Here is a 13,547-nt window from a genome sequence, read left to right on the forward strand (position 1 = left end):
GTGTGAGCTGCCGAACCGATCAGCGCAGTTTGATGCTGCCGCCGTCGACCATCAGTGTTTGGCCGGTCATGTACGAAGCGTCGTCGCTGGCAAGGAACACTGCGACACGCCCGATATCGGATTCCGGATCTCCGAACCGGTGCAGCGGCGTCTTGGCGAGCAGGACGTCCTCGACGCCCGGATTCGCCTCGATGTACGCCTGCACACCTTCGGTCAAGGCCAGCGGCGAGATGAGATTGACGTTGATGTTGTCGGAGGCCCACTCGTTGGCAGCAACCCGGCTGATCCCGCGGATCGCTTCCTTCGCCGCGGCGTACGAGGCCTGCGTGACGTTACCGTCGATGCCGGCTCCGGACGCAAAGTTGATCACCGAACCCTGATTCGCAGCGAGTTCTGCGTGTGCGGCCTGCATGAGCCAGAGGGTCGGATAGAAGCCCGTGCCGAAGGACAGGTCGAACATTTCCTGCGTGGTCTCGAGCAGCGGTGCCTGGCGCGACACGTGCGCGTTGTTGACGAGGACGTCGACCTTCCCGAATGCTTGAATCGCGGCATCGACAATCGTTGCGGCGCTGTTTTTCTGGGAAATGTCTGCGTTGATGAACTTTCCCGCGCCGTCGAGTTCGGCCTCGAGGTCGGTGCCCTTGACTTCGTCGATGTCGACGAAGAGGACGTGAGCACCCTCCTTGGTGAATGCTCGGACGATACCGCGACCGATACCGCCGGCTCCGCCGGTGACGATCGCGACTTTCCCTGCAAGTCTCATGCCGTGCTCCTTCGAGTGACGTGATCAGTCGACTGCGAGTGCGGCCTTCTCCAGTTCCGCAATGCTGTAGGCAGCGTACGTCTCGTACTGGCCGCGACCGGTGAAGTACGACGACAGCTGCTCGTCGAGTTCTTCGACAGTGAAAGCGGAACCTGCGGCGTCGAAACGATTTTCGAGCTTCGGGGAGGCCATGAGTGCGACCATCTTGCCGTACACCACGAACACCTGGCCGTTGATCTCGTGCGAGGCGGGTGAGGCCAGGTATGACACGAGCGTGCCGACGCGCTCGGGTGCGAGTGGGTCGAGACCGGTGTTCGCAGCGTCTGCCTCGCCGAATGCCTCGGCGGTCATGGCCGTCCGGGCGCGCGGGCAGATCGCGTTCGCGGTGACGCCGTAGCGGGAGAGTCCCTGTGCGGTGGACAGCGTCAGGGCGGTGATGCCCGCCTTGGCGGCCGAGTAGTTGGGCTGTCCGGCGGAGCCGAACAGGAACGCTTCCGATGAGGTGTTGATGATGCGGCCGTACACGGGGTCACCGGTCTCCTTGCTGGCTGCGCGCCAGTGGACCGCGGCAGCGTGGGAGGTCGCGGCGTGGCCCTTGAGGTGCACGCGAATTACGTCGTCCCAATCGGATTCGGTGAGGTTGAAGATCATTTTGTCGCGAATGATGCCGGCATTGTTGACGAGGATGTCGAACGAGCCGAACGCCTTGACGGACTCCTCGATGAGGCGGCCACCGAGCGACCAGTCGGAGACGTCACCGGTCACGGCGATCGCCTGTCCGCCTGCCGCAATGATCTCTTCCGCGACTGCGTGTGCTGCGTCGCCCATGTCGTTGACGACGACCGCGGCACCGGCTGTGGCCAGTGCGAGCGCCTCGGAGCGGCCGAGGCCGGCTCCGGCGCCCGTGACCACTGCCGCGCGTCCGGCCAGGCTGACAGATTCACCCATGGAGAGTCTCCCGTGTTCGGTCGGTTCGGCTCCTCGGAATCGGCTCCGAACCAAAATTAGTATTCATTCTAGTTTGAGTGCGGTGGGTTCGGCGCGTGGATGTTGTCCCGCTGTGCGGGAGTGGGTTGACCGGGCGAGGCGGATCCTGCTGACCAGGACGGAAGCGCTCGAGCGGTGTTGCCCGATCTACTGTCGGCCGTCGACCGGGCAAAGGAAGAGGTGAGGAATGCCCAGGCTCTCAGAGGCTCGTGATGCGGCCGAGCCGAGTTCGATGGAACAGCGTGCGCGGCACGGGCGGATCCTGAAGGCGGCTGCCCAGCTCGGTGCGGAGAAAGAACTCGAACGTGTCCAGATGCAGGAGGTTGCGAGGCTGGCCGGCGTCGCGATAGGCACGCTCTACCGCTACTTCCCGTCGAAGACCCACCTGTTCGTTGCGGTCATGGTCGACCAGATCGACCGGATGGGCGCCCAGCTCTCGAGGCGTGCGCACGCCGCGATGGCGCCTTCGGAGGCGGTGTGCGATGCGCTGCTGCAGGCGACGCGCGCACTGTTGCGTACGCCGCGGCTCGCGACGGCCATGATTCAGTCGGCCGCGATGTCGAACGCGGCCACGATCCCCGATGTAGCGAGAATCGACCAGCAGTTCGACCGGTTGCTTCTCGGCGCTGTGCGGATCGAGGAGCCGACAGTCCTGGACGCGACCGTGCTCCGGCTCGTCGTCGCGTTGTGGTTCGGGCTGGTGCAGTCTGCGCTCAATGGGCGTACGTCGATCCCCGAGATTGAATCGGATCTGCGGGTCGCGTGCGATCGATTGCTCGGTGACCTCGTCTGACGAATCCGGCTGCACCGAGTCGTGTTCGTGACCAGGGTGGTCCCGCTCGGTGGGACAGCGCAGGTCCTCGCTCCACCTCAGAAATAGAATAAATTTCAGTAAGGTAGAAACGCAGTTTTCAGTAGCTCGGTAATGCAGGGAGTGGCATGAACAACGTCGTCATCGTCGAAGCCGCACGGACGCCGATCGGGCGTCGCCGCGGCCAGCTGGCCGGGGTGCACCCCGCAGTGCTGCTGGGTGCGGCCCAGAAGGCAGTCCTGGACCGGACCGGGCTTCCCGCGGAGCAGGTCGGCCAACTCGTCGGTGGCGCCGTGACCCAGGCGGGGGAGCAGTCGAACAACGTGACGCGGCAGGCGTGGCTTCACGCCGGCCTCCCGTACACGACCGCAGCGACCACCATCGACTGCGCCTGCAGCTCGTCGCAGCAGGCTGTGCACATGGTTGCCGGCCTGATCGCCTCCGGCCAGGCCGACGCCGGGATCGGTTGCGGTGTAGAGGTGATGAGCCGGGTATTCCTCGGTCAGGCCAACGCTCCCGGTACGGGAAACCCGTACCCTGCCGACTGGTCCATCGACATGGGCGACCAGTTCACCTCCGCCGAGCGCATCGCCGACCTGCGTGGCATCAAGCGCGACGACGTCGACGCATTCGGACTCGAATCGCAGCGGCGGGCAGCCCAGGCGTGGGCCGAGGGCCGGTTCGACCGCGAGATCGTTCCGGTGGAGGCGCCCGTCGTCACGAAGGAAGGCGAGCCCACCGGTGAGACCGCGACGGTCACCCGCGACGGCGGGCTCCGTGAGACCACTGCGGAGGGCCTGGCGGGTCTGAAGCCCGTCATCGAGGGCGGCATCCACACTGCCGGTAACTCGTCGCAGGTCAGCGACGGCGCCGCGGCAGTGCTTCTCATGAGCGAAGACAAGGCCCGTGAGTCGGGTCTGCGTCCGCGGGCACGTATCCTCGCCTCCACCCTGGTCGGCTCCGACCCGTACTACCACCTCGACGGTCCGATCGACTCCACCCGAGCAGTCCTCGAGCGCACCGGAATGTCGTTGTCGGACATCGACATCATCGAGATCAACGAGGCTTTCGCGTCTGTCGTGCTGTCGTGGGCCCAGGTCCACGGAGCCGACATGGACAAGGTCAACGTCAACGGCGGTGCGATCGCCCTCGGGCACCCGGTCGGCTCCACCGGGTCCCGCCTGATCACCACTGCGCTGCACGAACTCGAACGCTCGAATCGCTCGACCGCGCTGATCACGATGTGCGCGGGTGGCGCACTCTCCACCGCGACCATCATCGAACGTATCTAGCCGTCCCGCTGCCGCACCTGCCGGGTAACGCTCACGCACATTTCCTGCTTCCATCGAAGGACCGGTTCATGACCATTGGATTGAGTGACGACGATCGCGACCTTCGCGATTCCGTCCGCGGCTGGGCCGCACGACACGCCACGCCCGAAGCGATCCGCGATGCGGTCGAGGCCAAGACCGAGGCCCGACCTTCGTACTGGGCTTCGCTCGCCGAACTCGGCATGCTGGGGCTGCACCTGCCCGAAGAGGTCGGCGGTGCAGGGTGCGGTCTGCTCGAAACCGCTATCGTCGCGGAGGAACTCGGCCGTGCGATGGTTCCCGGACCATTCTTGCCGACCGTTGTGGTCTCCGCAGTTCTGCACGAGGCCGGGCGTCCCGACCGGCTCGCCGCGCTGTCCGACGGTTCACTGTTCGGTGGTCTCACCCTGCAGCCCGGCGGACTGAAGATCGTCCGAGACGGCGCCACCGTCGTACTGTCCGGCACGTCGAGCTATGTGCTCGGTGGGCAGGTCGCCGACGTCTTCCTGCTCGCAGCCGACGATGACGGCACCCTCGCGTTCGTCGTCGTCGACCGTGACCGCCTCGACGTGACCGACCTGCCGAGTTATGACGTCGTACGGCGCAATGCCGAGGTCACGGTGGACGGTCTTGTCCTCTCCGACTGCGACATCCTGACACTGGATTCGCAGCGTGTCGTAGACATCGCCGTCACGCTGTTCGCGGCAGAGACGGCCGGCCTCGCCGACTGGGCCACCACCACAGCTGCCGACTACGCCCGCGTCCGTCGGCAGTTCGGCCGTGTCATCGGTCAATTCCAGGGTGTCAAGCACACCGTCGCACGGATGCTCGGCCTCGCAGAGCAGGCCCGCGTCACCGCGTGGGACGCGGCCCGTGCGCTGGGAGAGGACATCTCGGCCGACGAGGCCTCGCTCGCGGTCGCTGTGGCTGCGGCGACCGCCCTCGAAGCGGGCTTCCAGGTCACGAGGACCTGCATCCAGGTCCTGGGCGGCATCGGCTACACGTGGGAGCACGATGCTCACTTGTACCTGCGGCGCGCGCAGTCCCTGCGGATCCTGTCGGGCTCCACGGCATCATGGAAGCGCCGGGTCGCGGGACTCACCCTCGAGGGCACCCGCCGGGTCCTGAGCATCGATCTGCCGACGGAGGCCGAGCAGATCCGCGCCGACATCCGCGCAGAACTCGAGCCCGCCAAATCAATCGAAGGTGCCGCGCAGAAGGCCTACCTGGCCGAGAAGGGCTACACCACACCGCATCTGCCTGCGCCGTGGGGCAAGACGGCCGATGCCGTCACCCAGCTCGTCATCGCCGAGGAACTGCGCAGCGCCGAGCTTCGACCGCACGACATGATCATCGGCAACTGGGTAGTACCGACCCTGATCGCGCACGGCAACGAGGAGCAGCTCGCACGGTTCCTTCCGGGATCGCTGCGTGGTGACATCGTCTGGTGCCAGCTGTTCTCCGAACCCGGTGCCGGGTCCGATCTCGCCGGCCTGTCCACCAAGGCCGTCAAGGTCGATGGCGGATGGAAGCTCCAGGGCCAGAAGGTGTGGACGTCGATGGCCCGCGTTGCGGACTGGGGCATCTGCCTGGCACGCACCGACGCCGACGCACCCAAGCACAAGGGCCTGTCCTACTTCCTCATAGACATCAGGAATTCCCCGGGCCTCGACATTCGTCCGCTGCGGGAGATCACCGGCGAGGCACTGTTCAACGAGGTGTTCTTCGACGACGTGTTCGTACCCGACGAGTGCCTGGTCGGCGAGCCCGGTGACGGCTGGAAACTCGCCCGCACCACCCTCGCCAACGAGCGCGTGTCGCTGTCGAACGACTCCTCACTCGGCTCCGGCGGCGAGGCGCTCCTGACACTCGCATCGACGATCCCGGGTGGAGTGGACGACGAACAACTCACAGTGCTGGGCAAGGTGCTGTGTGATGCGCAGTCCGGTGGGCTCATGGCTCTGCGCACCACGCTGCGGTCGCTGACCGGCGCGCAGCCGGGTGCCGAGTCGTCGATCGCGAAGCTCCTCGGCGTCGAACATCTCCAGCAGGTGTGGGAGGTCGCGATGGAGTGGGCCGGCCCGACTTCTCTACTCGGGGAGCAGGACCGGCTGTCCGCAACACAGATGTTCCTCAACGCGCAGTGCATGTCCATCGCCGGTGGCACGACGAACGTCCAGCTGAACATCATCGGCGAGCGGATACTCGGTCTGCCCCGCGACCCCGAACCCGGAATGTGAGACAACCGACATGCCGATAGATGTGAATGCCGCACTGACGGCAGTACCGACCGTCCGTGAGGCCGCCTGGACCGAGCGCGACGTGATGCTCTACCACCTCGGCCTCGGAGCCGGTGCCGACTCGCTGGACCCGGCCGAGCTGGGATGGGTGTACGAGAAGAACCTGAAGGTCGTGCCCACCTTCGCGATGGTGGCGGGGCAGGGGATCTCGGCCGGGAACGTCACCCCGGTGGGGATGAACCTGCCGGGTATCGACATCGACCTGCGCAAGATTCTCCACGGTGGGCAGTCACTCACGGTGCACGCTCCGATACCGGCCTCCGGCGCCGCAACGATTTCGTCGCGCGTGGCGGACGTATGGGACAAGGGCAAGGCTGCAGTGATCGTGCTCGAGCAGTCCGCCCACACCGCAGACGGAAGCCCGTTATGGACCTCCGCGATGCAGATCTGGGCGCGTGGCGAAGGTGGGTTCGGTGGCGAGGCAGGTCCGGAGGCGAGCGGTTCCGCGCCCGAGCGGGATGCCGACAAGGTCCTCGTGTCGCACACCGGCCCCGCACAGGCCTTGGTCTACCGGCTCAGCGCCGACATGAACCCACTGCACGCCGACCCCGAGTTCGCGAAGATGGCCGGTTTCGATCGGCCCATCCTGCACGGCCTCGCGTCGTACGGCGTCGTGTGCAAGGCAGTCGTCGATGGTGTCCTCGACGGTGACCCGACCCGGGTGAAGTCGTTCTCGGTGCGCTTCGCCGGGTCGCTGTACCCGGGGGAGACCATCGAGACCTCGGTGTGGCGCGACGGTGATGTCCTCACTCTGCTGGCGACGTGCCCGGAGCGAGACGGACAGCCGGTACTCACCCACGCGACGATGGAGGTCCGATGAGAGTCGATCCCGCTACGCACCCCACCGTCGGAAACGCTCCCGATGGCACGGTGCTCACGTCGGCGCCACAGGACTCCGCTGTCGACCGTGCTACCGCAGCCGCGCGCCGCGTGGTCGATGCTCTGCTGCGTACCGATCGCTCCAACGCGAATCTCGAGCGTGTCGCCGAGGAGCTCGACAGCATCGCCGAGCACCTCGAGGAGCACGCACCAGAGGTGCAGGAACGCCTGATCGACATGTGGCACGGCGAAGGGGTCACACGGCACGATCCCGTCACGGGCCCCGAGAACGCACTCGCTCCGCCGCTCGTGCTAGCGGGCCGTGACAACGGGTGGGTCGAAGGTGTCGTCGAGCTGACATTCCCGTACCAGGGTCCCCCCGGGCACGTCCACGGAGGCGTCGCTGCGCTGTTGATCGACCACACCCTGGGTGTCGCGAACGCGTGGGCCGGACGAAGCGGTGCCACTGCGCAGCTCAATGTCCGCTACCACCGCCCGACCCCACTTTTCGAGCCGTTGACCGTTCGTGGCCGTCTGGTCGAAGAGAACGGCCGCAAGATCAACACCGTGGGTGAGATCGCGACTGCTGATGGCACGGTGTGCGTGTCCGTCGAGGCGCTCTTCATCGACAAGACCGTTCCCCGCCCCCGCTGACGCAGCGGCGCGACCCCCGTGCGTGTTTCTGGTAGCGGGAGCTACCGGAAACACGCACGGGCATCGACGAAGGAGGTGCCTGGATGGGCAAGTTGGACGGGCGGGTGGCGATCGTCACCGGCGCCGCAATGGGTATCGGCCGCGGTGTTGCGGGTGCACTGGCGCGTGAAGGTGCGAACGTCATCGTTGCCGACATCGATGAGACGGCGGGAGCCGGCACCGCGAAATGGCTCATCGACGAGTGGGGCGTGCAGGCGAAGGTCGTGCGCACCGATGTCACCGATCGTGATCAGGTGCACGCGATGGTCGACGCTGCCACAGCAGAGTTCGGACGGCTCGACATCCTGGTCAACAACGCCTGGCGCCCGCTGGGCTACGCACGGCTCGAGAAGACCGCCGAAGAGAACATGCGGGCCGGTTTCGACATGGGTGTGATGGCGGCGTTCTGGGCGATGCAGCGCGCATATCCGGCACTTGCCGAACACGGGACCGGTCGAGTGATAAACATGTGCAGCCTCAACGGCGTCAATGCCCACATGTACTCGGTGTACTACAACACCGCCAAGGAAGCGCTACGCAGTATGACGCGCACAGCGGCGCGCGAGTGGGCGCCGAAGCACGTGTGCTGCAACGTGATCTGCCCGGGGGCGAAGAGTGCGGCCTACGAGCGCGTCGCCGCGGCGAATCCGCAGATGGCCGCGGCACAGGAAGCCGCCAATCCGATGGGGCGGATCGGTGATCCGCTCGATGACATCGGTACCGTCGCCGCGTTCCTGGCGAGTGATGATGCTCGCTACCTGACGGGCAATTCCCTGTTCGTCGATGGCGGAAGCCATATCAACGGAGTGCAGTGGGCCCCGGAGGTCGACTGACCACCCGTAGACGAATCGAATGCTCGATCTGCCCGGCTACGGCTGCGGCAGGTCGAGCATTCTGTTTGCGAGCTGCAGGATCTCTGCCTCGAACGATGCGGAATCGGGTGCGGCGCCGGTCTCCTGAGCGCGCTCGAACGCAGCGAAGGCGCCGATGACGAAGCGCACCATCAAGCTCACTCGACGGCGAGCATCTGGCTCGGGAAGGTCGAGTCGGTCCGCGATCCGGATCAACAGGTGCGACAGCACATCGAGTGAGGCGTCCGAAGGGTAGTAGTCGGCCTGAACGCCGGTGGACACGGGCGTCGAGAGGACGTCGAGTGGCGCTGTGGACAGCCATTGTTCGTTGAATCGCGCCCAGTAGCTCGGTTGATTCCGCGCGATCTGCGTTGCGAGCGGGTGTATGTAGGCGTGGACGAGTCGGTCCAGGGTGGGGGAGTCCTCGAGGTCGGCCGCAGCCAGTAGCGCGGCGCGTTCGGTATTCATCCGTGGTGCGTGCCTGCTCCAGATCTCGTCGAGGAGCCCGTGCCACGAGCCGAAGTGGTAGGCGATGGCCGAATTGTTCCGTTGCCCGGCTTCTTTGACCACTTCGCGCGCGGCGACTCCGTGAATGCCGCGGTGCGCGATGAGTCGCTCTGCGGCATCGAGTAGTGCGAGACGTCCCGTTGACATCGTCATGCGGCCACTGTACTAAGAACATTGACTTCAAAATTAATACATTCTTCTTAACGGAGGCTTGATGACGACCTTCCAGTCCAGGCACGCTGTCGTGGCACTTGCGTTCGCCTCGGCACTCGGCCTCGGAGCGTGTTCGAGTCCGGCGCCGGAGCCGGCCGATTCCGCTGCAATGGCTCCGGGAACATTGGTCACCGATCGCCCGATCACCAGTGCGGCGGCGCTCCCCAGCGCAGAGCGCACCGACCTGGTCACCTATATCTCCGAGGGTGCCGATGGAGACCCCACGTTGGTCTCCGGCACCGTTGCGATTCCGAAGGGCCAGGCGCCAGAAGGCGGATGGCCCGTGATCAGTTGGGCTCATGGCACCACCGGGGTAGGGGACGCCTGTGCACCGTCCGCAGACACGGTCGGCGGACCCGCGCATTCCTACGTCGGACGGACCTCGGCCATGCTCGACCGGTGGGTCGCCGACGGATACGCCGTGGTCCAGACCGACTACGAAGGTCTCGGCACCCCCGGCGGGCACCCTTACATGAACGGCACGAGCGCCGCGAACTCCGTCGTCGACATCGTTCGGGCCGCCCGCGACCTCGAGCCCGCCATCGGAGAGAAGTGGATCGCGATGGGGCACAGCCAGGGCGGGCATGCCGCGCTTTACACCGGCGCGCTCGGGGCCGAGCGCGCACCCGAGCTCGACCTGCAATCGGTGGTGTCGTTCGCGCCGGGCAGTCGCACCAGCGACACCGCGGCCTACTTCGCGGCAGGCGGCCCGGGTATCGCACAGGCGCTCGGCTTCCTGCCGGTTCTGCTTCTCGGCGCGGAAGCGGCGCAACCCGAACTTTCCGCCGACGCGATGCTCACCGACGAATCCCGTCCGCTGCTCGCAGCGGCGCGTACCGGCTGCATGGACGACGTGTGGGCGGCTGCCGCATCCGTTCCCGCGGACCGGATCTTTGCACCTGGAGCAGATCTCGACGGGTTGCGCGAGTACTACGCCACACAAGAAATCGAACACCTCGATCTCTCGGTGCCGACGCTCGTCGTGCAAGGCAGTGCGGACGCTCTGGTGTCGCGTGCCATCACCGACCAGGTAACCGAGGCGCTGTGCGGCAACGACGCAGACCTGACCTACCGGGTGTACGACGGCGCGGACCATCGCGCGGTACTCGAAGCATCGTTCGACGACGTACACGCGTTCGTCGGGACCGTCCGCGCGGGGGAGACAGCCGGGAACACCTGCAACTGAGGCCGGTGCGGCGGCGTCAGAGCACCGTTCCCGTGTAGACGTTCATCGAGTCGTCGCGCAGGAAGCCGACCAATGTCAGACCCGACTCCTCGGCCAGGTCGACGGCAAGCGACGACGGCGCCGATACCGCCCCGAGCACCGGCACACCGGCCATCACGGCCTTCTGCACGAGCTCGAACGACGCGCGACCACTGACGGCGAGGACGCTGTCGGTGAGAGGCACCCTGCCTTCCGACAGCGCCCATCCGAGCACCTTGTCGACGGCGTTGTGCCTGCCCACGTCCTCCCGCAGCTGCACGAGCGAACCGTCGATCGTGAACAGTGCGGCGGCGTGCAGTCCGCCGGTGGAGTGGAACACCTTCTGCTGTCGATGCATCAGCTGGGGCAACTCGGCCAGTGTGCGCGCGGAGATCTCGACATCGCCGCGCAGCGGAAAACGGGTGCGCGTGCGTACCTGTTCGAGGGATTCCTTGCCGCACACCCCGCACGCGGACGTGGTGAGGAAGTTCCGCGCACGGGCGCTGTCGGGCACCGTGACACCGGGGGCGAGCTGGATGTCGAGCACGTTGTAGGTGTTTGCCCCGGTGTCGTCGACGCCGTCGCAGTAGCGTGCGATCGCAATGTCGTCGCGACTGCCGATGATTCCCTCCGTGAGCAGGAAACCGTGAGCGAGCTCCACATCGTTTCCGGGGGTGCGCATCGTGACTGTCAACGCCTGTCCGTCGAGCCGGAGCTCGAGAGGTTCCTCGACGGCGAGCGTGTCGGGACGTCGAGTCGTGCGGTCGGCAGTGACCCGCAGGACGGTACGACGGGTCGTCACACGGCCCATGCCGAATCCTTCGTTGCTGCAGGTTCGAGTCGCACGGTGATCGCCTTCGATGCCGGAGTGTCGGATTTCTTCGCCACGTGGCCGAGAGGTACAAGCGGGTTGCTCTCGGGACAGTAGGCCGCGGCGTTGCCCTTCGGCGTGCTGTAGGCGACGACACGGAAGCCGTGGACGCGACGCTCCTCGGGTGTGCCGTCCGGTCCCAGCCATCCTCCTGGCAGATGCACCATTGGAATCGAATCGTCCACGGACACAGAGTGTTTCCCGCCTGCCTGGACGTCGAGATCGGTGCGGCCGAGGGTGGGCAGCGTCCTTGCTGTGCGGATCGCGCCCATCTGCTCGTAGGCACGCTCCAATGAGATCAGGACTGCGGGGATGCCTGCGGCGTAGTCCTTGGGGTGCGAAATCCAGAGTTCGGACTCGTCGATGTCCGCATCGGGACCTTGGCGCATCATTCCTCCATAGTGGCCCGCCGTTGCGAGAAATTCACGCCGGGCTGCCGTGGACCTCGAGATACTCGGTCCACCCCCCAGGGAACAGCGATCAACAACAGTTTGCGACGGAGGGTGGGTCTTCGGACCTATCCCACGGCTGTACAAGGTGGACACGTATGGAACAGGCATCGGTGGCCGCCGACTATGAACAGTTCGTGCGCTCTCTGTCCTGTGACCCTCACGGTTCAGCGCGTGGTCCATTGATGATCGACAGTGGTGCACGTCAGGAACTGCGATGGGGCGGCGGGTGACAACCCTGTAAATTTGCCGACCGCGTTCAAGAGCGTCCGGCCGACACCTGCGCACTTTCGTCGTAGGCTGAGAGCATGACCGTCACGGTGCGGGCCGCCGCACGTAGCGACCTCCATGACCTCGCGGCCGTTTTCGCCGACGCCTTCTTCGACGATCCGATTTTCACCTGGATGTTCCCCGACGAGCAGAGCCGTGCTCGCCGAACGGCACGATTCTTCGCGACGGACGCCCGCCACCACATGCTCGCGCTCGGTGGAACGGAGATTGCCGAACTCGACGGTCGGGTCGGTGGTGCCGCGATGTGGGCTCCGCCTGATCGATGGCACCCACCGATGGGTGCAAGGATGCGGATGATGCCGGGGCTACTGCGGGCCCTCGGTCGGCACGTTGGCCGGGGTCAAGCGGTGGAGGATGCAGTCGAAGCCGCACACCCCGAGGAGCCGCACTGGTACCTGTCGACGATCGGAACGGCCTCCCATGCACGAGGCGCGGGAGGTGGTACGGCGCTGCTGAAGTCTCGCCTCGACCGGATCGATTCCGAGCACGCTCCCGCATACCTCGAATCGAGCAAGGAATCGAACGTTCCGTACTACGAGCGGTTCGGATTCACCGTCACCGGTGAGATCCACGTCCCGGGCGGTGGCCCGACCCTGTGGGCGATGTGGCGAGACCCGCGATGATGCAAGGGTGAAAGTGTCGAAATCCGCGCGGATGCTTGACCTCGCCACTTTCACCCGCGCCTAATGGGTACATGTCGTTCGCCGGTCCGGCCGAGCACTACGATCGTTTCATGGGGCGCTACACGCCGTCGCTGGCGGTGGCGCTTGCCGACGCTGCCGGCGTTGCACCTGGTCAGCGCGTGTGTGATGTGGGATGCGGGCCCGGTGGCCTCACGCGTGAACTCGTCGTGCGGGTCGGTGCCGGGAATGTCGCGGCGATAGATCCGGCACACCGGTTTGCGGTGGCGTGCAGCGAACGCAACCCGGGGGTAGACGTACGCGAGGGCGTGGCCGAGGAGTTGCCCTGGCCCGACGACACATTCGACGCGACTCTGTCGTCCCTCGTGATCGGCTTCATGAACGACCCCGACGGTGGTGTTCGGGAGATGGCGCGCGTGACCCGCCCGGGAGGTGCTGTGGCGTCGTGTATGTGGGACGTCGTAGGTGGCCGCATGACGATGCTCCGCGTGTTCTGGACGGCTGTGCGTCAGGTCGACCCCGAAATCATCGGCGAGACCGGGATGGCGGGCACCTCTGAGGGAGATATCGCCACCCGGTTCCGTCGAGCAGGCATGCTTGACGTAGTGGATGGAACGATCACAGCCGAGGCGTCCTATGCTGACTTCGACGACTTCTGGGAGCCGTTTGCCTACGGCGTGGGTCCGGCCGGCCAGTCGTTCGTGGCACTTCCCGAGCAGGCCAAGGCCCGAGTGCGTGAGTTCTGCCGCGAGGCGCTGCCGCAGGGAGCCTTCACTCTCGACGCACATGCGTGGTACGCGCGGGGGACCGTCCCGCCGACGTAGAACGCTCCGTTGG

13 protein-coding genes and 1 pseudogene are annotated in these 13,547 nt (G+C 65.9%); 9 read left to right on the plus strand and 5 right to left on the minus strand.

The window, feature by feature from the left end; translation table 11 throughout:
• Window positions 1–19: 19 nt before the first annotated feature.
• Window positions 20–763, minus strand: a complete 744-nt coding sequence (locus tag MWU77_RS16570; RefSeq protein WP_169688574.1) for an SDR family NAD(P)-dependent oxidoreductase — start codon at window positions 761–763, stop codon at window positions 20–22.
• A 24-nt stretch (window positions 764–787) separates the two neighbouring features.
• Entirely contained in the window at window positions 788–1,711 is a 924-nt protein-coding gene (locus tag MWU77_RS16575; RefSeq protein WP_169688575.1) for a 3-oxoacyl-ACP reductase, read from the minus strand.
• A 226-nt stretch (window positions 1,712–1,937) separates the two neighbouring features.
• Between MWU77_RS16575 and MWU77_RS16580 the strand changes: the two genes are divergently transcribed.
• The 6 genes from MWU77_RS16580 (at window position 1,938) to MWU77_RS16605 (ending at window position 8,516) form a co-directional block, all read left to right on the plus strand.
• A complete protein-coding gene (locus MWU77_RS16580) occupies window positions 1,938–2,543 on the plus strand; it encodes a TetR family transcriptional regulator (RefSeq protein WP_169688576.1) in 606 nt (201 codons plus the stop codon).
• Window positions 2,544–2,689: 146 nt separating this feature from the next.
• Window positions 2,690–3,853, plus strand: a complete 1,164-nt coding sequence (locus MWU77_RS16585) for a steroid 3-ketoacyl-CoA thiolase (RefSeq protein ID WP_169688577.1) — start codon at window positions 2,690–2,692, stop codon at window positions 3,851–3,853.
• A gap of 68 nt (window positions 3,854–3,921) precedes the next feature.
• Window positions 3,922–6,111, plus strand: coding sequence for an acyl-CoA dehydrogenase (locus tag MWU77_RS16590; RefSeq protein WP_169688578.1), 2,190 nt, complete (start codon window positions 3,922–3,924; stop codon window positions 6,109–6,111).
• A gap of 10 nt (window positions 6,112–6,121) precedes the next feature.
• Complete coding sequence (locus MWU77_RS16595) at window positions 6,122–6,991, plus strand: MaoC/PaaZ C-terminal domain-containing protein (protein WP_169688579.1); 870 nt, start codon at window positions 6,122–6,124, stop codon at window positions 6,989–6,991.
• Window positions 6,988–7,644, plus strand: a complete 657-nt coding sequence (locus tag MWU77_RS16600) for a PaaI family thioesterase (RefSeq protein ID WP_247274267.1) — start codon at window positions 6,988–6,990, stop codon at window positions 7,642–7,644. Before MWU77_RS16595 ends, MWU77_RS16600 begins: the two co-directional genes overlap by 4 nt.
• Window positions 7,645–7,727: 83 nt before the next feature.
• Window positions 7,728–8,516 carry an SDR family NAD(P)-dependent oxidoreductase gene (locus MWU77_RS16605; protein WP_247274268.1) on the plus strand — a complete coding sequence of 263 codons (789 nt, stop codon included), beginning with the start codon at window positions 7,728–7,730 and terminating at the stop codon, window positions 8,514–8,516.
• Between the two features lie 36 nt (window positions 8,517–8,552).
• Here the strand turns inward: MWU77_RS16605 and MWU77_RS16610 are convergent, their stop codons facing one another.
• On the minus strand, window positions 8,553–9,194 hold the full coding sequence (locus MWU77_RS16610; RefSeq protein WP_247274269.1) for a TetR/AcrR family transcriptional regulator: 642 nt from the start codon (window positions 9,192–9,194) through the stop codon (window positions 8,553–8,555).
• 61 nt (window positions 9,195–9,255) lie between these two features.
• Between MWU77_RS16610 and MWU77_RS16615 the strand changes: the two genes are divergently transcribed.
• The gene (locus tag MWU77_RS16615) at window positions 9,256–10,440 is read left to right on the plus strand and encodes a S9 family peptidase (protein WP_247274270.1); all 1,185 of its coding nucleotides are present in this window, start codon (window positions 9,256–9,258) and stop codon (window positions 10,438–10,440) included.
• A gap of 16 nt (window positions 10,441–10,456) precedes the next feature.
• Here MWU77_RS16615 and fdhD read toward each other — a convergent pair whose 3' ends face one another.
• Window positions 10,457–11,269 carry a formate dehydrogenase accessory sulfurtransferase FdhD gene (gene fdhD / locus MWU77_RS16620; RefSeq protein WP_169688584.1) on the minus strand — a complete coding sequence of 271 codons (813 nt, stop codon included), beginning with the start codon at window positions 11,267–11,269 and terminating at the stop codon, window positions 10,457–10,459.
• Window positions 11,257–11,469 (minus strand): annotated as a pseudogene (locus MWU77_RS16625) (hypothetical protein); the annotation flags it as partial. The gene fdhD and the pseudogene MWU77_RS16625, both read right to left, overlap by 13 nt.
• 617 nt (window positions 11,470–12,086) lie before the next feature.
• Between MWU77_RS16625 and MWU77_RS16630 the strand changes: the two are divergent.
• Window positions 12,087–12,692, plus strand: a complete 606-nt coding sequence (locus MWU77_RS16630) for a GNAT family N-acetyltransferase (protein WP_169688585.1) — start codon at window positions 12,087–12,089, stop codon at window positions 12,690–12,692.
• Between the two features lie 110 nt (window positions 12,693–12,802).
• Window positions 12,803–13,534, plus strand: coding sequence for a class I SAM-dependent methyltransferase (locus tag MWU77_RS16635; RefSeq protein ID WP_240959260.1), 732 nt, complete (start codon window positions 12,803–12,805; stop codon window positions 13,532–13,534).
• The last annotated feature ends 13 nt before the right edge of the window (window positions 13,535–13,547 follow it).

Origin of the sequence: Rhodococcus sp. F64268 (assembly GCF_023015605.1) — a bacterium.
Lineage (GTDB): Bacteria > Actinomycetota > Actinomycetes > Mycobacteriales > Mycobacteriaceae > Rhodococcus.

Bases quoted from the DNA above. Each gene is read 5' to 3' on its own strand.
- MWU77_RS16630 (WP_169688585.1), top strand. From the start codon at position 12,087: ATGACCGTCACGGTGCGGGCCGCCGCACGTAGCGACCTCCATGACCTC.
- MWU77_RS16575 (WP_169688575.1), bottom strand. From the start codon at position 1,711: ATGGGTGAATCTGTCAGCCTGGCCGGACGCGCGGCAGTGGTCACGGGC.
- fdhD (WP_169688584.1), bottom strand. From the start codon at position 11,269: ATGGGCCGTGTGACGACCCGTCGTACCGTCCTGCGGGTCACTGCCGAC.
- MWU77_RS16570 (WP_169688574.1), bottom strand. From the start codon at position 763: ATGAGACTTGCAGGGAAAGTCGCGATCGTCACCGGCGGAGCCGGCGGT.
- MWU77_RS16585 (WP_169688577.1), top strand. From the start codon at position 2,690: ATGAACAACGTCGTCATCGTCGAAGCCGCACGGACGCCGATCGGGCGT.
- MWU77_RS16580 (WP_169688576.1), top strand. From the start codon at position 1,938: ATGCCCAGGCTCTCAGAGGCTCGTGATGCGGCCGAGCCGAGTTCGATG.
- MWU77_RS16635 (WP_240959260.1), top strand. From the start codon at position 12,803: ATGGGGCGCTACACGCCGTCGCTGGCGGTGGCGCTTGCCGACGCTGCC.
- MWU77_RS16610 (WP_247274269.1), bottom strand. From the start codon at position 9,194: ATGACGATGTCAACGGGACGTCTCGCACTACTCGATGCCGCAGAGCGA.
- MWU77_RS16600 (WP_247274267.1), top strand. From the start codon at position 6,988: ATGAGAGTCGATCCCGCTACGCACCCCACCGTCGGAAACGCTCCCGAT.
- MWU77_RS16605 (WP_247274268.1), top strand. From the start codon at position 7,728: ATGGGCAAGTTGGACGGGCGGGTGGCGATCGTCACCGGCGCCGCAATG.
- MWU77_RS16590 (WP_169688578.1), top strand. From the start codon at position 3,922: ATGACCATTGGATTGAGTGACGACGATCGCGACCTTCGCGATTCCGTC.
- MWU77_RS16595 (WP_169688579.1), top strand. From the start codon at position 6,122: ATGCCGATAGATGTGAATGCCGCACTGACGGCAGTACCGACCGTCCGT.
- MWU77_RS16615 (WP_247274270.1), top strand. From the start codon at position 9,256: ATGACGACCTTCCAGTCCAGGCACGCTGTCGTGGCACTTGCGTTCGCC.